Consider the following 23,065-nt stretch of genomic DNA (forward strand, 5'->3'; position numbering starts at 1 on the left):
TCCCGGTGAACTCCGCTTGACGACTCGCTCGTTGAGGCAGGATGCGACCCCATGGACGCCGTACGGGTCGCGCTCCTTCGCGAAGTGCTCGCCGGAACCGAGTGGGTGGGCGCGACGCGCCGCTTCGCCGGGACGCTGCGGTCCTCCGTGGTGCCGCACGGCGGCGGACTCCTCCTGGTGGGCACGGAGGAGTACGAGCCGTGGCACCTGGCCGCGCACCTCGTGGACGAGGCCGCCTGGTCCGGCACCCCGGAACTGACGCCGACACTCGTACGCCACCGGGTGCGCGAGGGAGACCCCGCGCACCTGTCGACGGGCCTCGGCCGCATCGAGGCGGCGCGACGCGGCGAGACGCTGCTCGTGGTGGCTCCGGACACGCCCGCGGCGGCGCCGGGCGCCGCGTTCCTGGAGCGGGTGCACGATGCCCGCGCGGCGGGGGCGACGGTGCTGGCCCTGGGTTCGGGGCACGGCGATCTGCGGGCCATGGCGCACGAGGCCCTGCCCGTGCCGGAGTCGCCCGACCTCGACCTGGACATGGTCCAGCACCTGGTGAGCGCGGCGGCGGGCGAGAACTCGCTCCCCGCGGCGCGGGGCCGCAAGCGGCTGCGTGACCGGCTGTCCCGCCTGGCCGACCAGCTGACGGCTCCGCCGCCGGCGCGGTGGTAGCACCTGCCCAGAGCCGCCGCTGCGCGGCGGATCTTTCCCGCCCACCCACCCGATTGCCCCGGAGAAATCAGTTGCCCCCACCTCTCTCCGCGCTGAGCATGGATGCTCGTGTCCATCTCATCCGTACTGCCCGATCTCTCCCCCTGGCGCTCCACGCGTGACTTCCGGCTGCTCTGGGTCCAGGGGCTCGTCACCACCTTCGGCAGCTTCATGGCCCTGGTCGCGCTGCCGTTGCAGATCAAGGACCTCACCGACTCGCCGCTCGCCGTCGGGGCGATGGGTGCCGTCGAGCTGGTGCCGCTGATCGTTTTCGGGCTGTACGGAGGCGCGCTGGCCGATGCGGTCGACCGCCGCAAGGTGATCCTCCTGACCGAGGCGGGCCTCGGCCTGCTTGCGGCGGTGCTCCTGGTGAACGCGCTGCTCCCGGAGCCGCTGCTGTGGCCGCTGTACGTGGTGGCCGCGGGCGTCTCCGCGCTCGCCGGGCTCCAGCGCCCCGCGCTGGACTCCCTGATGGCGCGCATCGTGCCGCACGACCAGCTCACGGCCGCCGCCGCGCTCAACTCGCTGCGCTGGAACGTCGGCGCGATCGCGGCCCCCTCGCTTGCGGGCCTGGTCGTCGCCTACGCCGGGCACGCACCCGCGTACGCGATCACGGTGGTCTCCTTCGCCCTCTCCGTGGCCCTGTGCGCCCGCATCCAGCCGGCTCCTCCCGCGCACGACGCGGAGAAGCCGTCCCTGCGGGGCCTCGCGGAAGGCGCGCGGTACGCGTGGTCGCGGCCGGTGCTGCTCGGCACGTACGCGATCGACATGGTGGCGATGTTCTTCGCCTTCCCGAACACGATCTTCCCGTTCCTCGCCGAGGATCTCGCCGCGGAGTGGTCGCTCGGCCTGATGTACGCGGCGGGGGCGGTCGGTTCGCTGCTGCTCAGCCTGACCAGCGGATGGACGTCACGGGTGCGGCGGCACGGGCTGCTCGTCGTGTTCGGTGCGGCGGGATGGGGGCTCGCGATCACGGCGGCCGGGTGGTTCGCCGACGTCTGGCTGGTCCTGGTCTGCCTGGCGCTCGCGGGCGCGGGCGACATGCTCAGCGGGCTCGGCCGCTCCACGATCTGGAACCAGACGATCCCGGACGAGCTGCGGGGCAGGCTCGCCGGCATCGAGGTGCTCTCCTACAGCGTCGGCCCGCAGCTGGGCCAGGTCCGCGCGGGGGCGGCCGCCGGCTGGACCGGCACCCGCACCGCCGTCTGGTCGGGCGGCCTCGCCTGCGTGGCCTCGGTCGCCGCGCTGACGGCGGTGCTGCCGAAGCTCCTGTCGTACGACGCGAGCACGGACGAGGACGCGGTCCGGCGCCGGGAGGTGTCCGAGGTGTCCGCCGCCGGGTGACGGGCCGCGCCCCGGTGGCGGGACCGGACGGCCGACGCCCCCCCCGGCGGCGGGTCAGGCGGCGCCGCCCCCGCTCCCGCCCCGGGGGTCCTTGTCGTGCCACTTCGGGTCGGTCTCCCACTCCAGGTTCCGCTCGGCTGCGGTCTCCATGGCCCGCTGGGCCTCCTCGCGGGAGGCGTAGGGCCCGAAGCGGTCCTTGCCGGGACAGTCGGGGCCTTCCTCGACCTTCTTGTGCTCCAGGCAGTAGTACCACTCGCCTGGCTTACCGACGGTCCGCTTCTTGAACAGTGGCATGGTCTGCTCCTCTCTCTCCCGCCATGCTGCCCCACCACCGCTGGTTAGACTCGCTGGCATGTCTGGCCAGTCACTGCTCGTCCCAGGGGAGCTCTCCCCCATCCGTCCCGTTCCGGGAAACATCAGGCGCCCGGAGTACGTGGGGAAACCCGCGCCCACCCCGTACACGGGGCCAGAGGTGCAGACCCCCGAGACCATCGAGCTGATGCGCACCGCGGGCCGTATCGCCGCGCGCGCGATGGCCGAGGCCGCCAAGCACATCGCTCCCGGGGTGACCACCGATGAGCTGGACCGCGTCGCCCACGAGTACATGTGCGACCACGGCGCCTACCCGTCCACGCTCGGCTACCGCGGCTTCAAGAAGTCGCTGTGCACCTCCGTCAACGAGGTCATCTGCCACGGCATCCCGGACTCCACCGTCCTGAACGACGGCGACATCATCAACCTCGACGTGACCGCGTACATCGGCGGTGTGCACGGCGACAACAACGCCACGTACCTGGTCGGGGACGTCGACGAGGAGTCCACGCTCCTCGTGGAGCGGACCCGCGAGTCCCTCGACCGCGCCATCAAGGCGGTCAAGCCCGGCCGCCAGATCAACATCATCGGCCGTGTCATCGAGTCGTACGCCAAGCGCTTCGGCTACGGCGTCGTGCGCGACTTCACCGGCCACGGCATCAACACGTCCTTCCACTCCGGCCTGATCGTCCCGCACTACGACAGCCCGCACGCGACGACGACGATCAAGACCGGCATGACGTTCACCATCGAGCCGATGCTGACGCTCGGCACGTACGAGTACGACATGTGGGAGGACGGTTGGACGGTCGTCACGAAGGACCGCAAGCGGACCGCGCAGTTCGAGCACACCCTCGTGGTGACGGACAGCGGGGCGGAGATCCTTACGCTTCCCTGAGCTCCGAGCGGGTAGCTCTTTACCGACAGGACGTCGGGAACCAGTTGACTTAGGTAAGCCTAACTTGGATGATCGGTAGCGGTCGTACTGGTTCCCGCCTTTCTTCGGCTTTCTTCGGCTTCGGAGGTCCCTCATGGATCCGTTCTCCACGGTGATCCGCACCGCTTCGCACGAGCAGCACACGGAGGCGGAGACCTCGACGTTCATGGGCGACCTGCTCGGCGGCAGGCTCGGCGTCGACGCGTACGCGCGCTACACGGAACAGCTGTGGTTCGTGTACCGCGCCCTCGAGGAGGGCGCCGAGGCACTGAAGCACGATCCGGTGGCCGGGCCCTTCATCCAGCCGGAGCTGCTGCGCGTCGCGGAACTGGAGCGGGACCTCACGCATCTGCGGGGCGCGGGCTGGAAGTCGGCCGCCACTCCCCTGCCCGCCACGGCGGCGTACGCGGCGCGGGTCGCGGAGTGCGCGCAGGAGTGGCCGGGAGGGTATGTGGCCCACCACTACACGCGCTATCTGGGCGACCTCTCCGGCGGCCAGATCATCCGTGGCAAGGCGGAGCAGACGTGGGGGTTCGCCCGGAAGGGCGACGGGGTCCGCTTCTACGTCTTCGAGGGAATCTCCAACCCGGCCGCGTTCAAGCGGGGTTACCGGGAGTTGCTCGACGGGCTGGGAGAGGTGGTTCCCGATGAGCTGGAGCGGCAGCGGATCGTGGACGAGTGCAAGCGCGCCTTCGCTTTGAACACGGGGGTGTTCCGCGAGCTGGGGGACGAGTTCCCGCTGTCGGCGTAGGCGGCCCCTGCGGGGCTTTCCCCAACCCCGCCCCTTCCCACAGACCCCTCCTCACACGCCGGACGGGCTGAAAGGGGCGGGGCCTCAGGTCCCGCCCAGCCGCACCCGTCCCCCCACCTCGATCAACCCACCCGGCGCGGGCGCCGTGAGGATCTGTGAGCCTTGGCCCTGGGTGATGTTGAGTGCTCGGCCAAGCTGTTCCGTCAGGAGCAGTGCCGCCGCCCCTGTGGCCTCGTCCTCCCGGATGCCGTCGTCGCGTCCCGGAAAGGCCCGCGCCCGCACCCGGCCCGCCGCCTCGTCCTCCCACGCCCACGCGTAGATCCACTCCCCCGGCGGGGGCACCGTGAGGGCGTCCACCTCGGCCGGGGTGCCGTACGCGCGCAGGACGCGGGCCGGCGCCCACTGCGGCCGCGCGGCGATCCAGTTGAACTCCCCGTCCTGGCGGGCCTCCACCACCCCCGCGGGCGTGACCAGTTCGGGCACGTCCAGCAGCCAGGACGTCCCCACGCAGGGGTGCCCGGCGAAGGGCAGCCGCAGCGTAGGGGTGTAGATGTCGATGACCCCGCGCTCGGGGTCATCGACGAACACCGTCTCGCTGAAGCCGAGCTTCGCGGCGATCTCCTGCCGCTCGCCCCGACCCGGAACGCGGGCCCCGTCCCGCACGACACCCAGCTCGTTGCCGTGCCGGCCGTCGGGCCCGCAGAACACCCGGAGTACGTCGAGGCCGTCAGGAAGGTCCGAAGGCAGTTGCGTCATCCGGGCATTCAAACATCCCGAGGGGTCAGGAAGCCCTGCGGCGAGCCACGAAGACCGCACCGGCGCCCGCGGCGGCGATCGCCCCCGCGGTCCCGAGCAGCGCCCCCGTCGGCACCGACGAACCGGTGGACGCCAGCGAGCCCCCCGTACCGCCGCCGACCGAGCCGCCACCGCCGAGGTCGGACGAACCCCCGCCGGTGGTACCGGAGTCAGTGGCTCCACCCGTGCCGCCGCTGCCGCCGCTGCCGCCCGGAAGCTCGGCGCCCTCGGCGACCGAGAGCGCCACCGTCACGGGGTCGATCGCGTCGCCCGCCTTGTAGCCGGACGGCGCGTCCTCGCTCTCGAACTGCTTCGCGCCCGCCGCGGTGAACGCCGCCGGGACCTTGTCGAGCACGACGACGTCGTCCTTCGCCGCGTACGACGCCTTGGAGAGGTCAAGCGTCGCGAACTTCACGTCGTTGTTGGTGCCCTTGGGCGTGGTGACGTCCACGGTCAGCGTGCCCTTGGCGCCGCTCGCGGCCACCTTGATGTCGCTGAACTTCATGTCGATGCCGTGCGCCTTGTACTGGAAGCGGACGGCGCCGCCGAAGGACGCGTTCAGCTTCTTCGCGTCGCTGTCCACGTCGCCCTTGGCGTACGGGAAGTCGTAGCCGTTGTCGTTCTTCTCCGCGCCGCCGGAGAGCGTGGCGCCGCCGCCGGACTCGATGTAACGGCGGAAGCTCTCCTTCACGCCCCAGGCGAGCGAACCGTCGTGGACCTCGCCCGCGGGCCGCTCGGTGCCGGACGTCGGCTTCGGCGTCGCGGTGGGCTTGCCCGTCGGCTTCGGGGTCTCGGTGGGCTTCGCGGTCGGCTTGGGCGTCTGGGTGGGCTTGTCCGTCGGCTTGGGCGTCTCGGTCGGCTTCTGGGTCGGGGCGCCGCCCGCCTTCACCGAGAGGGTGGCCGGGTCGAGCTTGTCGCCCTCCTTGTACATGCCGTTGAAGGCCTTGGCGCCGTCCGCCGTCAGGGTCGCCGGGATGTCCTTGAAGGTCATCGCGCCGCCCTCGCCCTGGCCTGGCCTGATGCCGGTCAGGTCGAGCTTGGCGAGGTCGATGTCGTTCTGGGCGGTGCCGTTGAGGCTGATGTCGGCCTGGATGGCGCCGCCCGTGCCCTCGGTGCGGACCTTGACGTCGGAGACCTTGATGTCGAAGCGGTGGGCCGTGGAGGAGAAGCGGACGCTGCCCTTGAAGGCGGTGTCGGTGGCGTGCGTCCCGGTGTCGTAGGTGCCCTTGCCGTCGGTGAAGGTGAACACGCCGTTGTCGGCGGCCTGCTTGGCGCCGTCCGTGGCCTCGATCTTGCCCGCGGCCATGCCCGTGACGTACTTGCGGAAGGTCTCCTTGAAACCCCAGTCCAGCGTGCCGTCCTTCAGCTCCATCTTCGGCGCGGCGGCGGCTTCGCCGTCGGCGGCGAGCGCCGGAAGGGTCAGGGCGGTCGCGCCGAGCGTGACAGCGGTCGCGACGGCTGCCGCGAGGGTTATGGGACGACGGGTGGCGGCCATGATCAGGCTTCTCCTTGACGAGAGAGGTGACAGCGAAGAACGGGAGGTTGGAGAGGAGAGAAGAAAGACGAGGGAAGAGACGGGGGAAGAGACGGGGGAAGAGACGGGGGAAGGAAGGTCAGGAATCCGAGCCGGGAGCACCGGGACCACCGGGAGCACCGGAGGTGTCCGCCGCCGCTCGCTTCTTGCGTACGACCCCGAACGCGACCGCCGCGGCGAGCAGCACCGCCACGCCCGCGCCGATGCCGATCGGCACGGCGGGCGACGAGGATTCGGCCGATTCGGCGGCGTTCTGGGTCTTCGGCTCGGCCTTCTTCGCCTGCGGTGTCGGGCTCGCGGACGAGCCGAGGTCGGGCAGCACGGGCAGCTTCGCGTCGGCGTCGAGGCCGACGGCGAGCGAGAGCGGGTCCATGGCGGAGCCCGCCTTGTACATGCCGCCGAACGCCTTGGCGCCGTCGGCGGTGAGCTTCGACGGCACTTCGGTGAGGGAGACCAGCCCGTCCTTCGGCTTCAACTCCTCGGCCGCGAAGGTGATCAGCGGGGCCTTCCTCAGCGTGACGCCCTTGTCGCCCTTGCTGCCGTTGCCGCCCTTGCTGCCCTTGCTGTCGACGTCGGCGAAGAGCGTGCCCTTGCCGTCCTTCACCTCGACGGCGACCTTGCTCAGGGCGAGATCGAGGCCGTGCTCGCCGGTGAAGCGCACCGCGCCCGCGAAGTCCGCGTCGAGGCTCTGCTCCTTCTTGTCGTACGTCCCCTCGCCCTGGGGGAAGCGGAAGAGCGCGCCCCCGTCCTGGGCGCCGGCCGACAGCTTCCATTCGCCCTTGGCGATGGAGCCGGTGACGTACTCCCGGAAGGTGCGGCGCACGCCCCAGTCGACGGCGGCGTCCTCGATCCGGCCTGCCTTCGCCTTGTCCTGCTCGGACTTCGAGGGCTTCGAGGGCTTCGGCGACGGCTTCTTCGACGGCTTGTCGGAGCCGGGGCCCGCCTTCCCCGCGAGGTCCGCCGACAGGCTCACCCGGTCCAGTTCGGTGCCCGCCGTGTAGTACCCGGCGAAGGCCTTCGCCCCCTGGGAAGTGAGCGTGGCGGGGAGGTTGTTGAGGGCGATCGGTCCCGCGCCGCCCTTCATGCCGATGCCCGACATGCCGAGGGTCGCGAGCGGCACCTGGGCGCTGGACGTGACCTTGCCCGTGCCCTTCTCCTTGCTGACCATGTCGGCGTAGAGCGTGCCGGAGCCGCCGGAGATCTTGACGGTGGGGCGGCTGATGGTGAGGTCCAGCTCGTACGAGCCGCCCTTCTTGTGCCCGAGGAAGTGCACCCCGCCGGAGAAGGCGGCGCTGAAGGCGCCGCTGTCCGGGTCGTACGACCCCTTCGCCGAGTGGAAGCGGAACTGGCTGCCGCCGACCGTGGCGGCGCCGCCCCGCAAGGTCGAACTCCCCTGCGCGATCGGCCCGGTGACGTAGCTCTGGAAGGAGGATTTGATGCCCCAGTCGAGCCGTCCGCCCTGGACCGTGCGGTCCTGCGCGTGCGCGGTGGCCGCCGGAAGCAGTGCTCCGACGAGTGCGGTGAGCACGGCCACGGCTCCGGCGCGGGCGATGGCTCGCGCCTGTCTTGACGGCGACATGGGACCCCTCCAGGTGTGGCTAATGAGGTAAGGCTAACCTAAACTACGATCACTCCGGCCGGAACCCCCATCCCGGCCACCCGGGCCCCAAGCGCCCCAGAGCAGACCCAGAGCAGACCCGCAGCAGACCCGCAGCAGACCCTCAACAGCACGACAGGACGGTGGACTTCGGTGCGTATGCCGCGCTCACTCCGTATCGCCGGCGCGTGGACCGCCGTTCTCGCCCTGGCCCTCACGGGCTGTGGATCATCGTCGGACGGCGGTGGCGGTACGTCCCCGAAGGCGAAGGCGGCGGCCTCGGCGCCCGACCGGGTCGAGCCGCTGAAGACCCGCCCCGACCCCGTGCTCCCCGCCACCGTCACCTCCGCCGACGGCAAGAAGGTCACCGTCGACGACACCAGCCGGATCGTCCCGCTCACCGGCAGCCTGAGCGAGATCGTCTTCACGCTCGGGCTCGGCAAGGACGTCGTGGCCCGCGACATCACCGCGACCTTCGAGCAGGCGAAGAAGCTGCCGGTGGTGACACGTGCGCACGACGTCTCGGCGGAGAGCGTCCTGTCCCTGAAGCCGACGGTCGTGCTCGCGGACACCTCGACGGGGCCGGCGGAGGCCATCGACCAGATACGTGACGCGGGCATCCCGCTGGTCGTGTTCGACCCGGCGAAGGGCCTCGACGACGTGGGCCCCCGGATCGACGCGGTGGCCAGGACGCTGGGGGTCGAGAAGGCGGGCGCCGAGCTCAAGTCCCGTACGCAGGAACGCATCGCGAAGGTGCGGAAGTCCATCCCGGCCTCCGCCCGCACCGAGAAGCCCCGCGTCGCCTTCCTCTACCTGCGCGGCTCCGCGTCCGTCTATCTGCTCGGCGGCCGGGAGTCCGGCGCGGCCTCGCTCCTGGAGGCGGCGGGCGCGGTCGACGCGGGCAAGGCGTCGGGCCTGAGGAAGGACTTCACGGCGATCACCAGCGAGGCACTCGCCAAGGCGGCGCCGGACGCGATCCTGGTCATGTCCAAGGGGCTGGAATCCGTGGACGGCGTGGACGGGCTGCTCAAGGTCCCGGGGGTCGCCGAGACCCCCGCCGGGCTCGACCGCCGCATCGTCTCGATCGACGACGGGGTGCTCCTGAACTACGGGCCGCGCACGGACCAGGTCCTGAAGTCGCTGGTGGAGCAGTTGTACGGGGGCGCTCAGAAGTGACCGTCCTGACCAAGTCCGCGAACGCCGGGCCCGCCGACGCGGAGCCGACGGCTCCGCGGACCCGCCGCAGGGGCGCGGCCGTGCCCCTGACCATCGGGCTCACCGCCGTCCTCGTCCTCCTCTGTCTCCTCTCCGCCGGGATCGGCGCGTACGACATCCCCCTCGGGGACGTCCTCAGCTCCGTCCAGCACCGGATCGGTCTCGGCGGGAGCGCCCTGGACCGGGTCGGCGAGAGCGTCCTGTGGAACGTGCGGCTGCCGCGCGTGACGCTCGCGCTGCTCGTCGGCGGTTCGCTGGGGTGCGCGGGGGCGCTCATGCAGGGCGTGTTCGGCAATCCGCTCGCCGAGCCCGGTGTCATCGGGATCTCGGCGGGCGCGGCCGTCGGCGCGGTGGCCTCGATCGCGCTCGGCCTCAGCTTCTTCGGGAACTGGACCGTGACGGTCTGCGCGTTCGTCGCCGGGCTCGCGACGGTCCTGCTCGTGTACGTCCTCTCGCGCAACGGCGGCCGCACGGAGGTCGTCACGCTGATCCTCACCGGCATCGCCGTGAACGCGTTCGCGGGGGCGCTGATCGGGCTCTGCATCTTCTTCGCGGACAACGCACAGATCACCCAGATCACCTTCTGGCAGCTCGGCTCGCTCGCGGGCGCCACGTGGCCCAAGGTGCTCGCCGTGCTGCCGTGCGCGGTGGCCGGTCTCGCCGTGGCGCCGCTGTACGCGCGGAAGCTGGACCTGCTCGCGCTCGGCGAGCGGCCCGCACGGCATCTGGGGGTGGACGTCGAGCGGCTGCGGCTCGTGCTGGTCCTGGTGGTGGCGCTGCTGACGGCCGCCGCCGTGGCCGTCGCCGGGATCATCACGTTCGTCGGGCTTCTGGTCCCGCATCTGCTGCGGATGGCGGCGGGCCCCGGGCACCGCTTCCTCGTGCCGGGCAGTGCGCTGGGCGGGGCGGTCGTCCTGGTCGGCGCGGATCTCGCGGCGCGGACGGTGGCGGCGCCCGCGGAGCTGCCGCTCGGGGTGCTCACCGCGCTCTTCGGGAGCCCGTTCTTCTTCTGGCTGTTGCGCAGGACCCGTCGTAGGCAAGGGGGTTGGGCATGATGACGCGGATCGCCGAGCGGCTGTTCCCGTCCGGGCGCGGGCTCGCGCTGCCGGGGACCTTCACCCCCGGCGACGCGCTCGCCGAGGCGTCGGAGCTCGTGGTGCGGCTCGGCGGGCGCGAGGTGCTCGCCGGGGTGTCCCTCAGCGCCCGCGCGGGCGAGGTGCTGGCCCTGGTCGGGCCCAACGGAGCGGGGAAGTCGACCCTGCTGGCCGCGCTGGCCGCGGACATCCCGGCGGACGAGGGGGTCGTACGCGTCTGCGGGCGCCCCGCCGAGGAGTGGCCCGCCCGTGAACTCGCCCTGCGGCGTTCGGTGCTGCCGCAGGCCGCCGCCCTGTCCTTCCCGTTCACGGTCGAGGACGTCGTGCGGATGGGGCGCGCGCCCTGGGCGGGCACGGCCCTGGAGGACGACGACGAGCAGGTCGTACGTGAGGCGATGGCCTCGACGGAGGTGGGCGAGTTCGCGGCCCGCCCCTTCTCCGCGCTGAGCGGCGGCGAACGGGCGCGGGTCGCGCTGGCCCGCGTCCTGGCCCAGCGGGCGCCGCTCCTCCTGCTCGACGAGCCGACCGCGGCGCTCGATCTGCGCCACCAGGAGCTGGTTCTGCGGATCTGCCGGGAGCGGGCCGGCGCCGGTGACGCGGTGGTGGTGGTCCTGCACGACCTGGGGCTGGCCGCGGCGTACGCGGACCGCGCCGCGGTGCTGCACGGCGGCGCCCTCGCCGTGGAGGGCCCGCCGGCCGACGTGTTCACCGGCGAGCTCCTGAGCGAGGTCTACCGGCAGCCGGTCGAGGTGTTCCCGCACCCGCGGACCGGCGCCCCGCTGATCACTCCGGTCCGGACCTGAAACGGCACCTTTTGACCTGCGCTTTACCACCCCATGAGGTGCCCATCACCCTGCCGTGACGCCCCTGTGAGCAGCCCCGAACGGTGAGAGGTGAATCACTGGACGGCTGGGTATCGACCAGGTAAGGCTCAGTTAAGTTAGGTCCGCCTCACCGGCATGCCGGAACCGTCCGTGAACCGCCTTGGAGCCCCTATGCGCCCTGTCCGCCTCTCTGCAGTCACCGCCATCGCCGCGGCGGCGACGCTCACCGCCGTCACGGGCTGCACCGAGAAGAGCGACGCCAAGGGCGGCGGCAACACCGTCGAGGTGACCGCCACCGACGACAAGTGCGACGTCTCCAAGACCAAGCTCAGCGCCGGGCACGTCGAGCTCGCCATCGAGAACAAGGGCTCCAAGGTCACCGAGGTCTACCTCCTCTTCCCCGACGACCGCATCGTCAGCGAGCGCGAGAACATCGGCCCCGGCACGAAGCAGAAGCTCACCGCCGAGGTGAAGTCCGGCTCGTACCAGATCGCCTGCAAGCCCGGCATGAAGGGCGACGGCATCCGCCAGAAGGTCACCGTCAGCGGCGGCAAGGCCGTCAAGCGCGACCCGCGCCTGGACAAGGCCGTCGCCGACTACCGCGCCTACGCGCAGGAGCAGGCCGACGCGACGCTGCCCAAGGTGAAGCTCTTCACCGACGCCGTCCGCGAGGGCGACGTCGACGCCGCGAAGAAGGCGTACGCCAACTCGCGCATCGGCTGGGAGCGCACCGAGCCGGTCGCCGAGTCCTTCGGTGACATCGACCCGAAGGTGGACCTCCGCGAGGACGGCCTGGAGGACGGCCAGGACCTGGAGAAGGACTGGACGGGCTGGCACCGCCTGGAGCGGTCCCTGTGGAAGGACAAGAAGCTCGGGGAGCGCGACAAGGAGCTCGCCACCCGGCTGGACAAGGACCTCCTGGACTGGCAGAACCGCGTCGGCAAGGCGGAGATCACCCCGACCTCCATGGCCAACGGCGCCAAGGAGCTCCTCGACGAGGTCGCCACCGGCAAGGTCACCGGCGAGGAGGAGCGCTACTCGCACACCGACCTCGTCGACTTCAAGGCGAACGTCGAGGGCGCGGAGAAGGCGTACGGCCTGCTCAAGGCGGTCGCGTCGGAGAACGACCCGGCGCTCACCAAGGAGCTCGACAAGCAGTTCGCGGCCCTTGACGAGCTGCTCGGCAAGTACCGCAAGGGCGGCGGCGCGGACTCGTACACGTTCACGTCGTACGACAAGGTCGGCAAGGCGGACCGCAAGGAGCTCTCGGACGGCGTCAACGCGCTCGCGGAGCCGCTGTCGAAGCTGGCCGCCGCCGTCGTCACGACCAAGTAGCGGCAAGGGGGTTCCGGGACGATGACCGAGACCACGCGTGACACCGACACGGCCCGCGAGCCGGGCGATGAGCCCACATCCGGCTCCCCTTCCCGGCGTTCGCTCCTCGGCTGGGGCGGTGCGGGGCTCGCGCTCGGCGCCGCCGTCACCGGGGGCGCGGTGGCGGTGGCCAGGGCCGGGGACGAGGCGGTGCCCGCCGCGTCGGCGGGCGGCGCGGTCGCTTTCCGGGGCGAGCACCAGGCGGGGATCGCGACCCCCGTCCAGGACCGGCTGCACTTCGCCGCGTTCGACGTGAAGACGGACGACCGCGAGCAGTTCGTGCAGCTCCTGAAGGACTGGACGCGGGCCGCCGCGCGGATGACCGCCGGGCACCAGGTCGGCGAGGGTGCCTTCGGCGGTCTCTCCGAGGCGCCGCCGGACGACACCGGCGAGGCGCTCGGCCTCAAGCCGTCCCGGCTCACGCTCACCATCGGCTTCGGGCCGAGCCTCTTCGAGAAGTTCGGGCTCGGCGACCGGCGGCCGGAAGCACTCGTCGATCTGCCCAAGTTCCCCGGCGACAACCTGGACAAGTCCCGTGGTGGCGGCGACCTGTGCGTGCAGGCCTGCGCGGACGACCCACAGGTCGCCGTGCACGCCATCCGCAACCTCGCCCGCATCGGCTTCGGCAAGGTCGCGGTGCGCTGGTCGCAGCTCGGCTTCGGCAAGACCTCGTCGACGACTCCGGGGGCGCAGACGCCGCGCAACCTCTTCGGCTTCAAGGACGGCACCCGCAACATCTCGGGCGAGGACGGCTCCGCGCTCGCCGAGCACGTGTGGGTCGGCGAGAAGGACGGGCCCGGCTGGATGGTCGGCGGCTCCTACCTCGTCGCACGCCGCATCCGCATGAACGTCGAGACCTGGGACCGGACTCCGCTCGGCGAGCAGGAGGACATCTTCGGGCGCGACAAGGGCGAGGGCGCTCCGGTCGGCAAGGCCAAGGAGCACGACGAGCCGTTCCTGAAGGCGATGAAGCCGGACTCGCACGTCCGGCTCGCGCACCCGGACACCAACGACGGGGCGACCATCCTGCGCCGCGGCTACTCCTTCACGGACGGCACCGACGGCCTGGGCCGCCTGGACGCGGGGCTCTTCTTCCTCGCCTACCAGCGGGACGTCCGCACGGGCTTCATCCCGGTGCAGCGCAGCCTGGCGCGCGCCGACGTTCTCAACGAGTACATCCAGCACGTGGGTTCAGCGGTCTTCGCGATCCCGCCGGGCGTCCGCGACAAGGACGACTGGTGGGGCCGGGCACTGTTCGGCTGAGGGGGATCTGACAGACATGTTCGGCAACTACCTGATCGGCCTGCGCGAGGGCCTCGAGGCCAGCCTGGTCGTGTGCATCCTCATCGCCTATCTGGTGAAGACGGAGCGGCGCGACGCGCTCAAGCCCATCTGGATCGGCATCGGCGTCGCGTGCGCCCTCGCGTTCGGCTTCGGCTGCGCGCTGACCTTCGGTTCGCAGGAGCTGACGTTCAAGGCGCAGGAGGCGCTGGGCGGTTCGCTGTCCATCGTCGCCGTCGCCCTGGTGACGTGGATGGTCTTCTGGATGCGGCGTACGGCCCGTCATCTCAAGGCGGAGCTGCACGGCAAACTGGACGCGGCGCTGCAGATGGGCACGGCCGCCCTGGTCGCCACCGCGTTCCTCGCGGTGGGCCGGGAGGGCCTGGAGACGGCGCTGTTCGTCTGGGCCTCGGTCCGGGCGTCCAACGACGGCACGCCGGGCCCGCTGATCGGCGTGCTCCTTGGCCTGCTCACGGCGATCGCGCTGGGCTGGCTGTTCTACAAGGGCACGGTCCGCATCAACCTGGCGAAGTTCTTCACCTGGACCGGCGCCATGCTGGTGGTCGTGGCGGCGGGCGTCCTGGCGTACGGCGTCCATGACCTGCAGGAGGCGGAGTTCCTCGGCGGCCTCCAGAACAAGGCGTTCGACATCAGCGCGACGATCCCCCCGGACAGCTGGTACGGCACGCTCCTGAAGGGCATCTTCAACTTCCAGCCCGACCCGACGGTTGTCCAGGTCACGGTGTGGCTGCTGTACCTGGTCCCGACGCTCGCCTTCTTCTTCGCCCCGGTAGGGTTCGGGCCCGGGAAGGGGAAGGTGAACGCAACGCATGAGCAGGCTTCCAAGGCAGCGCACTCCGATGCGGCGGGGACGGTCTCGACGGCCGGTCCGGTTCGCGATGGCGGCGTCGACGGTGACCGTACTGACGGTGACGGCGAGCGGGTGCGTGACGGTGCACGGGGAGCGGGAGGTCGTCCCGTCGGCGACGAAGGCTGAGGCCGACCGCGCACTGAAGGACTTCCTCACCGCGTACAACAAGGCCGAGAAGGCGTACGACCCGGCCCTGGACGCGGCCCGGGTCACGGGCCCGCTGAGCGCCATCAACCAGGCGGGCCTGAAGTCGAAGGGCGCGCGGAACCCGGACGGCAACCCGAACCAGGTGCCGCTGGAGCTGACGGACGCGAAGTTCTCGATCCCCAAGAAGGCCGGCTGGCCCCGGTGGTTCGTCGCGGACACGAAGTCCAACCGCAGGGGCGACCTGCGCTGGCTGCTCGTCTTCACGAAGGGCAGCGCGGACCAGCTGTGGGAGGCGTCGTACCTGAACCTGGTGTCGCCCGACAAGATGCCCGAGCTGAAGAAGGACCAGGACGGCTGGGCCGAGCCGGTCGATGCGGGCTCCAAGGCCCTGGCGGTGGCGCCGAAGAACCTCGGCGAGCAGTACACGACGTATCTGAAGTCGGGCGGCGACACGTTCGCGCCGGGTGATCACACGTCGACGTGGAAGGCGTTCCGCGACAAGAACACCAAGCGTCGGGGCATCGCCGTCCAGTACATCGACGAGCCGAAGAACGACGGAGCGTTCGCGCCGGTGGGTCTGCGCACCCAGGACGGCGGGGCGATGGTCTTCTTCTCGACGCACCACTACGAGAAGCAGACCGCCGCGAAGGGCGTGAACCTCACCGTCGAACCCGAGGTGAAGCCTCTCCTGACGGGCGAGGTCAAACAGTCGGTGATGCTGGAGCGCGTCTCCAACCAGGTCGTCGTCGACCCGGCCGGCTCCGGCAAGGTGACCTTCCTGAGCCGCATCCAGGGACTGACGGGCGCGCAGGGCGAGTAGAGCGGCCGACAGCCACAGAACGCCTCGCGCGCGGGGCGTCAGCCTCTCAACGGCCAGGCGGCGACGTCGTGCTGGGGCTCGCCCGCGACACGGGCGCACTCGTCGGTGAGCGTCTCCAGCAGCGTCAGCGGGTCCGGCAGCGCGTGCTCGGGGCCCCGGATCCAGCTGACCGCCAGGTCACCGGGCAGCCGCGCGGGCGGCACCAGGACGTACGAACCACGGCAGTGCCAGCGGAAGCCCGGGTGTTCGTTCGTCGTCTCGGGGTGGCAGTCGAGCTCGCAGGGCCACCACTCGTCCTCGTCCTCGGGGGTGCCGCGCGTCAGCGTGAAGAAGAGCATCCGCCCCTCGTCCATGACGCCCTCGGACTCGGCTACGGGACCCACGTCGATGCCGTCGGCGAGCAGCCTGGCGAGCGCCTCGCGCCCGGCGGCGACCGGCACGTCGAGGACGTCGTGGACCATTCCCGTCGCGGTGATGAAGTTGGCCTGCGGCTGATGCCTGGCCCAGCGCTCGATCTGCCCGCGGTCGGTGGTGGACTGCGTCTGCCAGGCGAAGGAGATGGGGTGCCTGGCGGGGGTGGGACAGCCGATGCGGTCACAGGAACATCGGTACGCGGAGGGGTGCGCGGCCGGTGAGAGCGGCAGGCCCGCCGCCGCCGCGGCGACGAGCAAGGCTTCGCGGCCCGCCTCGTCACCTGCCGTGTCCTCCGGTCGGGGACGCCGGCGAAGCCACTGGGAAATCCTGCTCTGTCCGCCGGAACGGCGGCCGAACTCCGCGCCCATCTATCCCCTCACCTCGCATTTGTGCCGAGAAGCATGTCCCATGGTCGCACCATCCTGCTCCTCGGGGGGCCAGAGCCCACATCCGGGGTAGCTGGGGTGATGCAAGGCGCAGGGTGACATCGCGCGTCATTGCGTACTAACGGGGGATATACGCCCCTACCGTGTTCGCCATGGTCACCAGGACTGCGCTCACGGGACTCTCGGGGCTCATGAGCCTCACCACACTGGCCCTCGCGGCGCCCACCGGGGCCCTCGCCCCGATCGAGTGGGGCGGCGGCCCCCTGACGGTGGAGGCGCTCCCCTCCATCACGTACACCGCGCACCGCGGCGGCGCCCTGGAGGTGCCGGAGAACAGCATGTCCGGCCTGGTGGCGGCGTACGCACGCGGCACGGCCCAGGTCATCGACGTGGACACGCGGATACTGCGCGACGGCACGCTCGTGGCCATGCACGACGCGACCCTGGACCGCACGACGACGTCCAAGGGCCCGGTGCGCTCGCTCACCCTGCGCGAATGGAAGAACGTCAGGCTGCGGCCGAGCGCCGGGCTGCCCGGCAGCTGGCGCCCCGAGCGCCCGCCGACGGTCGCCGAGGTCCTTGACCGCTTCGGCGGGCGGATCGTGCTGATGCTGGAGGCGAAGGATCCGCGCAGCCTGCGCACGCTCGGCTCGCTGATCCGCGCGCGAGGTCTGACGCGCTCGGTCTTCGTGAACTCCAACGAGCCCGGTGTCGCGTGGCGCGCGCACCGGATGGGGCTGCTCGCGCAGCTGTGGCGCTCCAAGGCGCAGATGCGCACGGACCGGCCCGAGCGGTGGGCCGGGTTCGTGGACGTCCTGGACGTGGACCACAAGGCGCGGGACGCGGATCTCCTGCGGGCGGTCGGCTCCGGGGTCCCCCGGGTGTGGGCGCACACGGTGACCACGCCGGGCCAGCGCGACCGGGCGCTGCGGCTCGGCTGCAACGGCGTGATCACGGACCGGCCGGGGCTGCTCGCGCGCACGCCGGTGAAGGGCGTGAAGGGCGTGAGCGCCGCCGGCCTCCGGGAGCGGTGGCCGGTCAACGCCGCGTGATCGGCCGGGGGCCGGTCCGGGGACGGTGATCAGCGGGGCGCGATTCCGTAGAGGGCGTACTCGACGAGCTTGTCGGCGTACTCGTGCGTGAGCGGGCCGGTCCGCTGCATCCAGCGCTGGGCGAGCGGGCCCGTCCACAGCTCCAGGGCGATGCGGGGGTCCACGTCGGGGGCGACCTGGCCGGCCTCCTGGGCGATCTCCAGGCGCTTCACGTACATCTGGAGTCCGGGCTCCAGGAGCCTCTCCACGTACTCGGCGCCGAGCTCCGTGTTGAGCAGGCCCTCGGCGGCGAGCGCCCGCCAAGGAGCGTCGTACTTGGGGTTGTTGAACTCGTCGACGGTGGCCCGCATGACGAGCTTGAGGTCCGCCTCCAGGTCTCCGGAGTCGGGGATCTCGGTCGGGGCGAGGTCGTGGCCCGCGTTGTCGCTCGCCTCTTGGTGGGCCTGTTCGCCCAGGTCCACGAAGGCGTCGAGCAGGACGGCGCCCTTGGACGGCCACCAGCGGTAGATCGTCTGCTTGCCCACGCCCGCCCGGGCGGCGATCGCCTCGATCGTGAGCTTTCCGTAGCCGACTTCGGAGACGAGTTCGAGTGCTGCGTCATAGATCGCGCGGCGCGAGCGTTCGCTGCGGCGCTTGGAGTCAGGGGCGGATTTCTGGACCATGCCATCGAATGTAGCAGCGAACGAGCCGAGACGTACCGTCTCATCAACCCTTGACAAGACGATCCGTCTCGTTCAAAGTGGTCGAAGAAGCGAGACGGACCGTCTCGCCAAGGCTGTTCGATCCGGAGGTACGCAGATGTCGCGAGGCGGAGCAGGAAACATGCTGGGCGTGGGCGGTACGCGCACCAACCTCTCCCGCAAGGCGCTGCGCGGCTCGGGCCGCGGCGGCCAGGTCGGCGGCGGGCTGAGCCCGCAGGCGCAGAAGCGTGAGCTGCTGCGCAGGCTGCAGGAGGGACGCCCGGCGCACGGCCGGTCGTGAGACGGGGACGTGGACGGCGTCTTGACCGTCCGCCGACCCGGGTTGACCACTCGCTGAACCACCCGTTCAGATCACAGCGCGAGGGCTCCTCAGACCGCACCATGGGCAGCAACTGCCCCACTATGGGCAGTAACTGACCACCGCGGTACGTGAGGAGCCCTCGTTGAGTCGTTTTCCTCGTCGCGCCACACCCCGGCGCTATCTGATGTGCTCACCCGCACACTTCAAGGTCACGTACTCCATCAACCCCTGGATGGACCCCTCCAAACCGGTCGACGTCCCGCTGGCCGTAGCCCAGTGGGAGGACCTGCGCGACCGCTACCGCTCGCTCGGCCACACCGTCGAGGAGCTCACCCCGCTTCCCGGCCTGCCGGACATGGTCTTCGCCGCGAACGGCGCGACCGTCATCGGGGGCCGTGTGCTCGGCGCGCGGTTCGCCTATCCCGAGCGCGGCGACGAAGCGGTCGCCCACCTGGAGTGGTTCCGGGAGCACGGCTTCACGGACCTCCACGAACCGACCCATGTCAACGAGGGCGAGGGCGACTTCGCCGTCACGTCCTCGTACGTCCTTGCGGGACGCGGCTTCCGGGCCAGCCCCCTGTCGCACGGAGAGGCGCAGGAGTTCTTCGGCCGCCCGGTCCTGGGGCTCGATCTGGTCGATCCCCGTTACTACCACCTGGACACGGCGCTCGCGGTGCTCGACGACGCCACGGACGACGTCATGTACTACCCGCCCGCGTTCTCGCCGGGCAGCCGGGCGGTCCTGCGGCGCCTCTTCCCCGACGCGCTGATCGCCGCTGAGCCGGACGCGGTGGCGCTCGGGCTCAACGCGGTCTCGGACGGCCTGCACGTGCTGCTCCCGCAGGCCGCGGTCGGGCTCTTCGCACCGCTGCGGGAGCGCGGCTACGAACCCGTCGGGATGGACCTGGGCGAGCTGCTCAAGGGCGGCGGCAGCGTGAAGTGCTGCACGCAGGAGCTACGCGCCTAGCGCGTCGCCGTCGTGGGGCGGCCAGGCGTCGCCCCACTCCGCGTCACGGGCCGCGCGGTACAGCGGCCCGTGGCGCTTGGTCACCGTCTCGCGGCGCAGCGTCTCGTCCGCCGCGCACAGGTCGAGCAGGACCTGGCCCTTGCGGATCTGCGGCTTGCGTACGACACGCTTCGGCGCGGGAGCCGCATCGAAGCGGACGGCGGCGACGTAGCTGAACTTCTCGTCCTCGTACGCCAATGAGCCGCCCTTGACCTTCCGGTGCAGGGACGAGCGGCTGACGCGGGCGGAGAAATGGCACCAGTCCTCGCCGGGCACGATGGGGCAGGCGGCGCTGTGCGGGCAGGGGGCGGCGATACGGAAGCCGGCGGCGACCAGCCGGTCCCTGGCCTCGATGACGCGCGTGTAGCCGTCGGGGGTGCCGGGCTCGACGATGACGACGGCCTGCTGTGCCGCTGCCGCCGCCGCGTCCACGAGGGACCGGCGGTCGGCCTCGGTCAGCTCCTTGAGGACGTACGACACCGTGACGAGATCGGTGCTCTCGATGCTGAGCGCCGCTCCGATCCGGGAGCGCTGCCACTGCGCCGCCTTCAACCACGGGTTCGCGGCGGCCAGTTCACGCCCCAGGGCGAGGGCGGGCTCGGCCCAGTCGAGGACCGTGACGGGCCGCTCGCCGTCCCAGGTCGCGCTCACCGCCCAGGTCGCCGCGCCGGTCCCGCCGCCGACGTCCACATGGCTGCCGGGCGCCCATCCCGCGGGCGCCGCGTCCGCGAGGGCGCCGAGCGCGGAACACACCGCCTCGAAGGTCGCGGGCATGCGGTACGCGGCGTACGCGGCGACGTCCGCGCGGTCGCGCAGGATCGGGGCGTCGGTGGGGGTGAGGCCCCGGTAGTTGGCGATCAGCCGGTCCACGGCCTGCGTGGCCTGCTTGGGCCCGAGCCCGTCGAGGAGCCCGGCGAGGGCGGTGCGCAGGGTCTCGGCCGGTGCTACCGGAAAATTCGGGGCGTTCACCCCGTGATTCTAGAGGCGGACGAGACGGCCCCCGCCAGCCAGCGCTGCCGCAGGGCGCCCCCCCCCCAGCGGGAGCCCTCAGCGGGCGGCGCGGGCCAGCCGGGTGGCCGCGCGGGCCCGGGGGCCGCTGTCGGCCCGCCCCCGGCGCGGATGGACCGTGTTGGCCAGGAGGATCAGGTACGTGTCCGTGGCGGGGTCCATGACCAGGGACGTCCCGGTGAACCCGGTGTGCCCCGCCGCGCCGCGGCCCGCCAGCTCCCCCATGAACCATGCCTGGTCGAGTCCGAAGCCAAGACCCGGTGGCGTCAGCATCAGCTCGACGAAGTCCGGGCCGAGGATGCGCGCCGTGCCGTACGAGCCGCCGCACAGCAGCGCGCGGCAGAAGACCGCGAGGTCGCGTGCGGTGGAGAAGAGCCCGGCATGGCCCGCGACGCCGCCCAGCGCCCAGGCGTTCTCGTCGTGCACCTCGCCCCGCAGCATCCCCCGGTCGGCCTTGGCCCAGGGCCTGCGCTGGTCCTCGGTGGCCGCGGCGTCGGGGCGCGGCCCGAAGCCGGTGGCGGCCATGCCGAGCGGCCGGGTGATGCCCTCGCGGATCAGGACGTCCAGCGGGCGGCGCGTGATGCGCTCCAGGACGTGCTGGAGGAGCAGCATGTTCAGGTCGGAGTAGAGGTGGTCGCCCGGCTGGCCCGACGGGGCCTCCGCGCGCAGGGCGGCGAGGCGCGCGGCGTCGTCCGGGCAGTCGTACAGCGGGAGTTCGGGGCGCAGGCCCGAGGTGTGCGTGAGCAGTTGGCGCACCGTGATGCCGTGCTCGGCGGCGGCCCTGAACTCGGGGACGTACGCGCAGACCTGCGCGTCGATGCCGAGCGTGCCGCGCTCCAGCTGCTGCATCGCGGCGACCGTCGTGAAGAGCTTGGTCAGCGATGCCAGGTCGAAGGGGGTGCCGGTACGGGTCAACACCTGCTCGGCGGGCGGCAGTTCGACGCCCGCGTCCTTCTCGGGGTCGTACGCGGCGTAGCGCACCGCACGGCCCACCGCCTCCTCCACGGCGATCACCGGGCCGCGCCCGGCGAGCACCACGGCGCCGGAGCACCAGGGGCGCTCGCCGCGCGTCAGTGCGCGCACCTCGCGTACGAGGGCCGCCATCTCGTCCGTGTCGAGCCCCGCGCGATCCGGCGTCCCGGCGCGCAGCAGGCGTGGCGCGGTCAGTGGTCCGTCCCCTCCCGAGTCGTCCTGGCCGAGTGCTGCCAGGGGCGGCACATCCCCGCGAAGCAGGCGATGGCCGCCAGAGCGCAGACTAGCTGGACGACGGCCATCGGCACGGCCGTGGCCTCGCCCGCGATGCCCACCAGCGGCGACGCGATCGCGCCGACGAGGAACGAGGACGTGCCGAGCAGCGCCGACGCGGAGCCCGCGGCGTGCGGGGTGCGCATCAGGGCGAGGGCGTTGGTGTTGGGCATCGCGAGGCCCATCGCCGACATCAGGACGAAGAGCCCGGCGGCGACGGGGAACAGGCCGACGTCCCCGAAGACGCCCGAGGTCATCAGGAGCAGCGCGGCGGCGGCGAGCACGATGACCGCCAGGCCGAAGGCGAGCGCCTTGTCGAGGCTGACTCGGCCGACGAGGATCTTGCCGTTGATCTGGCCGACGATGATCAGGCCGATGGAGTTCACGCCGAAGAGCAGGCTGAAGGTCTGCGGGGACGCCCCGTAGATCTCCTGGATGACGAACGGCGAGGCGGAGATGTACGCGAAGAGCGCGGCGAACGCGAAGCCGCCCGCGATCATGTACCCGGTGAAGACGCGGTCGGCCAGGAGCGACTTCATGGTGCGCAGCGCCTCGACGGTGCCGCCGCTGTGCCGCTTCTCCGGGGCGAGGGTCTCGGGCAGGCAGCGCCAGACCACCGCGGTCAGGGCGATGCCGATCGCCGTGAGCACGACGAAGATGCCGTGCCAGTCGGTGAAGCGCAGGACCTGGCCGCCGATGAGGGGCGCGACGATCGGGGCGACCCCGGAGATCAGCATGAGGGTGGAGAAGAAGCGGGCCATCTCCACGCCGTCGTAGAGATCGCGGACGACGGCGCGGGCGATAACGATGCCCGCGGCGCCCGCCAGGCCCTGCAACAGGCGGAAGCCCACGAGGAGTTCGACGGTGGGCGCCAGCGCGCAGATCGCGGTGGCGAGGATGTAGACGAGCAGCCCGATGAGCAGCGGCCTGCGCCGCCCCCACTTGTCGCTCATCGGCCCGACGACGAGCTGCCCGAGCGCCATGCCGGTGAGGCAGGCGGTGAGGGTCAGCTGCGCGGTCGCCGCGGACGTGTGCAGCGAGCGGGTGACCTCCGGGAGCGCCGGCAGGTACATGTCCATGGAGAGCGGCGGGACCGCGGTGAGGCCACCGAGCACGAGGGTGACCATGAGGCCGGTGCGGCGCCGGGCGGTGAGGGCCGCGGCGGCGGGTGCGGGTGCGGCGGATGCGGGGCCCGGTTCCGGTTCCGGCGGCCGGGACTGCCGTATGAGGGGGTCGTTCGACCCGCTCGTCGTGCGGCTGCCGTGCTCCGGCATACGGATTCCTTCCCGATGAGGCGTGCGATTACCTATGCTCTCAGCTCAGCTGTGCTGGTTGAGACCATTTCCGCGGT

At 71.6% G+C, this 23,065-nt stretch carries 23 protein-coding genes; 14 read left to right on the forward strand and 9 right to left on the reverse strand.

From position 1 onward, the window contains the following. The first annotated feature begins 51 nt into the window (after window positions 1-51). Together ACIGXX_RS11525 and ACIGXX_RS11530 are read left to right on the forward strand one after the other, a co-directional pair. On the forward strand, window positions 52-666 hold the full coding sequence (locus tag ACIGXX_RS11525; protein ID WP_351159740.1) for a hypothetical protein: 615 nt from the start codon (window positions 52-54) through the stop codon (window positions 664-666). Window positions 667-768: 102 nt separating this feature from the next. Continuing rightward, entirely contained in the window at window positions 769-2,049 is a 1,281-nt protein-coding gene (locus ACIGXX_RS11530) for an MFS transporter (RefSeq protein WP_399974841.1), read from the forward strand. A gap of 54 nt (window positions 2,050-2,103) precedes the next feature. Here ACIGXX_RS11530 and ACIGXX_RS11535 read toward each other — a convergent pair whose 3' ends face one another. Further along, window positions 2,104-2,343, reverse strand: a complete 240-nt coding sequence (locus tag ACIGXX_RS11535) for a hypothetical protein (protein WP_351159745.1) — start codon at window positions 2,341-2,343, stop codon at window positions 2,104-2,106. Window positions 2,344-2,401: 58 nt separating this feature from the next. Here ACIGXX_RS11535 and map point away from each other — a divergent pair, with 58 nt between their 5' ends. After that, window positions 2,402-3,259, forward strand: a complete 858-nt coding sequence (gene map, locus ACIGXX_RS11540; protein WP_351159748.1) for a type I methionyl aminopeptidase — start codon at window positions 2,402-2,404, stop codon at window positions 3,257-3,259. 133 nt (window positions 3,260-3,392) lie between these two features. Continuing rightward, a complete protein-coding gene (locus tag ACIGXX_RS11545) occupies window positions 3,393-4,049 on the forward strand; it encodes a biliverdin-producing heme oxygenase (RefSeq protein ID WP_351159750.1) in 657 nt (218 codons plus the stop codon). A gap of 84 nt (window positions 4,050-4,133) precedes the next feature. On the opposite strand, the gene ACIGXX_RS11550 is transcribed toward ACIGXX_RS11545, so the two are convergent. The 3 genes from ACIGXX_RS11550 to ACIGXX_RS11560 all read right to left on the reverse strand — a co-directional run bounded on the left by ACIGXX_RS11550 (window position 4,134) and on the right by ACIGXX_RS11560 (window position 7,957). Continuing rightward, window positions 4,134-4,805 (reverse strand): PhzF family phenazine biosynthesis protein, encoded by a 672-nt coding sequence (locus ACIGXX_RS11550; protein WP_361462816.1) that lies wholly within the window; start codon window positions 4,803-4,805, stop codon window positions 4,134-4,136. Between the two features lie 25 nt (window positions 4,806-4,830). Beyond that, entirely contained in the window at window positions 4,831-6,339 is a 1,509-nt protein-coding gene (locus ACIGXX_RS11555) for an HtaA domain-containing protein (protein ID WP_399974847.1), read from the reverse strand. A gap of 118 nt (window positions 6,340-6,457) precedes the next feature. Next, a complete protein-coding gene (locus ACIGXX_RS11560) occupies window positions 6,458-7,957 on the reverse strand; it encodes an HtaA domain-containing protein (protein WP_399974850.1) in 1,500 nt (499 codons plus the stop codon). 177 nt (window positions 7,958-8,134) lie between these two features. Between ACIGXX_RS11560 and ACIGXX_RS11565 the strand changes: the two genes are divergently transcribed. The 7 genes from ACIGXX_RS11565 to ACIGXX_RS11595 all read left to right on the forward strand — a co-directional run bounded on the left by ACIGXX_RS11565 (window position 8,135) and on the right by ACIGXX_RS11595 (window position 15,601). Beyond that, window positions 8,135-9,151 carry a hemin ABC transporter substrate-binding protein gene (locus tag ACIGXX_RS11565; RefSeq protein ID WP_399974853.1) on the forward strand — a complete coding sequence of 339 codons (1,017 nt, stop codon included), beginning with the start codon at window positions 8,135-8,137 and terminating at the stop codon, window positions 9,149-9,151. A gap of 5 nt (window positions 9,152-9,156) precedes the next feature. Beyond that, window positions 9,157-10,245: a FecCD family ABC transporter permease gene (locus ACIGXX_RS11570; protein ID WP_399975202.1), complete on the forward strand. Its 1,089-nt coding sequence runs from the start codon at window positions 9,157-9,159 to the stop codon at window positions 10,243-10,245. Next, the gene (locus tag ACIGXX_RS11575) at window positions 10,245-11,087 is read left to right on the forward strand and encodes a heme ABC transporter ATP-binding protein (protein WP_383818921.1); all 843 of its coding nucleotides are present in this window, start codon (window positions 10,245-10,247) and stop codon (window positions 11,085-11,087) included. Before ACIGXX_RS11570 ends, ACIGXX_RS11575 begins: the two co-directional genes overlap by 1 nt. A gap of 192 nt (window positions 11,088-11,279) precedes the next feature. Then, window positions 11,280-12,443, forward strand: a complete 1,164-nt coding sequence (gene efeO / locus ACIGXX_RS11580; RefSeq protein ID WP_351159765.1) for an iron uptake system protein EfeO — start codon at window positions 11,280-11,282, stop codon at window positions 12,441-12,443. Window positions 12,444-12,464: 21 nt separating this feature from the next. Continuing rightward, window positions 12,465-13,745 (forward strand): iron uptake transporter deferrochelatase/peroxidase subunit, encoded by a 1,281-nt coding sequence (gene efeB, locus ACIGXX_RS11585; RefSeq protein WP_351159767.1) that lies wholly within the window; start codon window positions 12,465-12,467, stop codon window positions 13,743-13,745. Between the two features lie 16 nt (window positions 13,746-13,761). Next, complete coding sequence (efeU, locus tag ACIGXX_RS11590; RefSeq protein WP_361462804.1) at window positions 13,762-14,760, forward strand: iron uptake transporter permease EfeU; 999 nt, start codon at window positions 13,762-13,764, stop codon at window positions 14,758-14,760. Continuing rightward, a complete protein-coding gene (locus ACIGXX_RS11595; protein WP_351160664.1) occupies window positions 14,663-15,601 on the forward strand; it encodes a hypothetical protein in 939 nt (312 codons plus the stop codon). Before efeU ends, ACIGXX_RS11595 begins: the two co-directional genes overlap by 98 nt. 38 nt (window positions 15,602-15,639) lie before the next feature. On the opposite strand, the gene ACIGXX_RS11600 is transcribed toward ACIGXX_RS11595, so the two are convergent. Next, window positions 15,640-16,383 (reverse strand): bifunctional DNA primase/polymerase, encoded by a 744-nt coding sequence (locus ACIGXX_RS11600; RefSeq protein WP_351159771.1) that lies wholly within the window; start codon window positions 16,381-16,383, stop codon window positions 15,640-15,642. A 170-nt stretch (window positions 16,384-16,553) separates the two neighbouring features. Between ACIGXX_RS11600 and ACIGXX_RS11605 the strand changes: the two genes are divergently transcribed. Further along, window positions 16,554-17,453: a glycerophosphodiester phosphodiesterase family protein gene (locus ACIGXX_RS11605; RefSeq protein WP_351159773.1), complete on the forward strand. Its 900-nt coding sequence runs from the start codon at window positions 16,554-16,556 to the stop codon at window positions 17,451-17,453. Between the two features lie 29 nt (window positions 17,454-17,482). Here the strand turns inward: ACIGXX_RS11605 and ACIGXX_RS11610 are convergent, their stop codons facing one another. Further along, the gene (locus ACIGXX_RS11610; protein ID WP_351159775.1) at window positions 17,483-18,115 is read right to left on the reverse strand and encodes a TetR/AcrR family transcriptional regulator; all 633 of its coding nucleotides are present in this window, start codon (window positions 18,113-18,115) and stop codon (window positions 17,483-17,485) included. 136 nt (window positions 18,116-18,251) lie between these two features. On the opposite strand from ACIGXX_RS11610, the gene ACIGXX_RS11615 reads away from it, so the two are divergent. Beyond that, window positions 18,252-18,434 carry a DUF6243 family protein gene (locus ACIGXX_RS11615; RefSeq protein ID WP_351159777.1) on the forward strand — a complete coding sequence of 61 codons (183 nt, stop codon included), beginning with the start codon at window positions 18,252-18,254 and terminating at the stop codon, window positions 18,432-18,434. Between the two features lie 163 nt (window positions 18,435-18,597). Next, window positions 18,598-19,422 carry a dimethylargininase gene (ddaH, locus tag ACIGXX_RS11620; RefSeq protein ID WP_399974861.1) on the forward strand — a complete coding sequence of 275 codons (825 nt, stop codon included), beginning with the start codon at window positions 18,598-18,600 and terminating at the stop codon, window positions 19,420-19,422. Here the strand turns inward: ddaH and ACIGXX_RS11625 are convergent. The 3 genes from ACIGXX_RS11625 to ACIGXX_RS11635 form a co-directional block, all read right to left on the reverse strand. Continuing rightward, window positions 19,411-20,430 carry a small ribosomal subunit Rsm22 family protein gene (locus ACIGXX_RS11625; protein WP_383818442.1) on the reverse strand — a complete coding sequence of 340 codons (1,020 nt, stop codon included), beginning with the start codon at window positions 20,428-20,430 and terminating at the stop codon, window positions 19,411-19,413. The genes ddaH and ACIGXX_RS11625 overlap by 12 nt on opposite strands. 78 nt (window positions 20,431-20,508) lie before the next feature. After that, window positions 20,509-21,687 carry a serine hydrolase domain-containing protein gene (locus ACIGXX_RS11630; RefSeq protein WP_399974864.1) on the reverse strand — a complete coding sequence of 393 codons (1,179 nt, stop codon included), beginning with the start codon at window positions 21,685-21,687 and terminating at the stop codon, window positions 20,509-20,511. Beyond that, window positions 21,633-22,988, reverse strand: a complete 1,356-nt coding sequence (locus ACIGXX_RS11635; RefSeq protein WP_399974867.1) for a Bcr/CflA family multidrug efflux MFS transporter — start codon at window positions 22,986-22,988, stop codon at window positions 21,633-21,635. Before ACIGXX_RS11635 ends, ACIGXX_RS11630 begins: the two co-directional genes overlap by 55 nt. Window positions 22,989-23,065: the final 77 nt, after the last annotated feature.

It is taken from the genome of Streptomyces sp. NPDC055243 (genome assembly GCF_044544025.1).
Classification (GTDB): Bacteria; Actinomycetota; Actinomycetes; order Streptomycetales; family Streptomycetaceae; genus Streptomyces.

What these genes read in the sequence shown, in the direction of transcription:
- ACIGXX_RS11565 (WP_399974853.1), top strand. Translation starts at nt 8,135, where the DNA reads ATGCCGCGCTCACTCCGTATCGCCGGCGCGTGGACCGCCGTTCTCGCC.
- ACIGXX_RS11525 (WP_351159740.1), top strand. Translation starts at nt 52, where the DNA reads ATGGACGCCGTACGGGTCGCGCTCCTTCGCGAAGTGCTCGCCGGAACC.
- ACIGXX_RS11595 (WP_351160664.1), top strand. Translation starts at nt 14,663, where the DNA reads ATGGCGGCGTCGACGGTGACCGTACTGACGGTGACGGCGAGCGGGTGC.
- ACIGXX_RS11545 (WP_351159750.1), top strand. Translation starts at nt 3,393, where the DNA reads ATGGATCCGTTCTCCACGGTGATCCGCACCGCTTCGCACGAGCAGCAC.
- ACIGXX_RS11560 (WP_399974850.1), bottom strand. Translation starts at nt 7,957, where the DNA reads ATGTCGCCGTCAAGACAGGCGCGAGCCATCGCCCGCGCCGGAGCCGTG.
- efeO (WP_351159765.1), top strand. Translation starts at nt 11,280, where the DNA reads ATGCGCCCTGTCCGCCTCTCTGCAGTCACCGCCATCGCCGCGGCGGCG.
- ACIGXX_RS11610 (WP_351159775.1), bottom strand. Translation starts at nt 18,115, where the DNA reads ATGGTCCAGAAATCCGCCCCTGACTCCAAGCGCCGCAGCGAACGCTCG.
- map (WP_351159748.1), top strand. Translation starts at nt 2,402, where the DNA reads ATGTCTGGCCAGTCACTGCTCGTCCCAGGGGAGCTCTCCCCCATCCGT.
- efeB (WP_351159767.1), top strand. Translation starts at nt 12,465, where the DNA reads ATGACCGAGACCACGCGTGACACCGACACGGCCCGCGAGCCGGGCGAT.
- ACIGXX_RS11535 (WP_351159745.1), bottom strand. Translation starts at nt 2,343, where the DNA reads ATGCCACTGTTCAAGAAGCGGACCGTCGGTAAGCCAGGCGAGTGGTAC.
- ACIGXX_RS11530 (WP_399974841.1), top strand. Translation starts at nt 769, where the DNA reads ATGCTCGTGTCCATCTCATCCGTACTGCCCGATCTCTCCCCCTGGCGC.
- ACIGXX_RS11600 (WP_351159771.1), bottom strand. Translation starts at nt 16,383, where the DNA reads ATGGGCGCGGAGTTCGGCCGCCGTTCCGGCGGACAGAGCAGGATTTCC.
- ACIGXX_RS11550 (WP_361462816.1), bottom strand. Translation starts at nt 4,805, where the DNA reads ATGACGCAACTGCCTTCGGACCTTCCTGACGGCCTCGACGTACTCCGG.
- efeU (WP_361462804.1), top strand. Translation starts at nt 13,762, where the DNA reads ATGTTCGGCAACTACCTGATCGGCCTGCGCGAGGGCCTCGAGGCCAGC.
- ACIGXX_RS11635 (WP_399974867.1), bottom strand. Translation starts at nt 22,988, where the DNA reads ATGCCGGAGCACGGCAGCCGCACGACGAGCGGGTCGAACGACCCCCTC.
- ACIGXX_RS11605 (WP_351159773.1), top strand. Translation starts at nt 16,554, where the DNA reads ATGGTCACCAGGACTGCGCTCACGGGACTCTCGGGGCTCATGAGCCTC.
- ACIGXX_RS11575 (WP_383818921.1), top strand. Translation starts at nt 10,245, where the DNA reads ATGACGCGGATCGCCGAGCGGCTGTTCCCGTCCGGGCGCGGGCTCGCG.
- ACIGXX_RS11555 (WP_399974847.1), bottom strand. Translation starts at nt 6,339, where the DNA reads ATGGCCGCCACCCGTCGTCCCATAACCCTCGCGGCAGCCGTCGCGACC.
- ACIGXX_RS11615 (WP_351159777.1), top strand. Translation starts at nt 18,252, where the DNA reads ATGTCGCGAGGCGGAGCAGGAAACATGCTGGGCGTGGGCGGTACGCGC.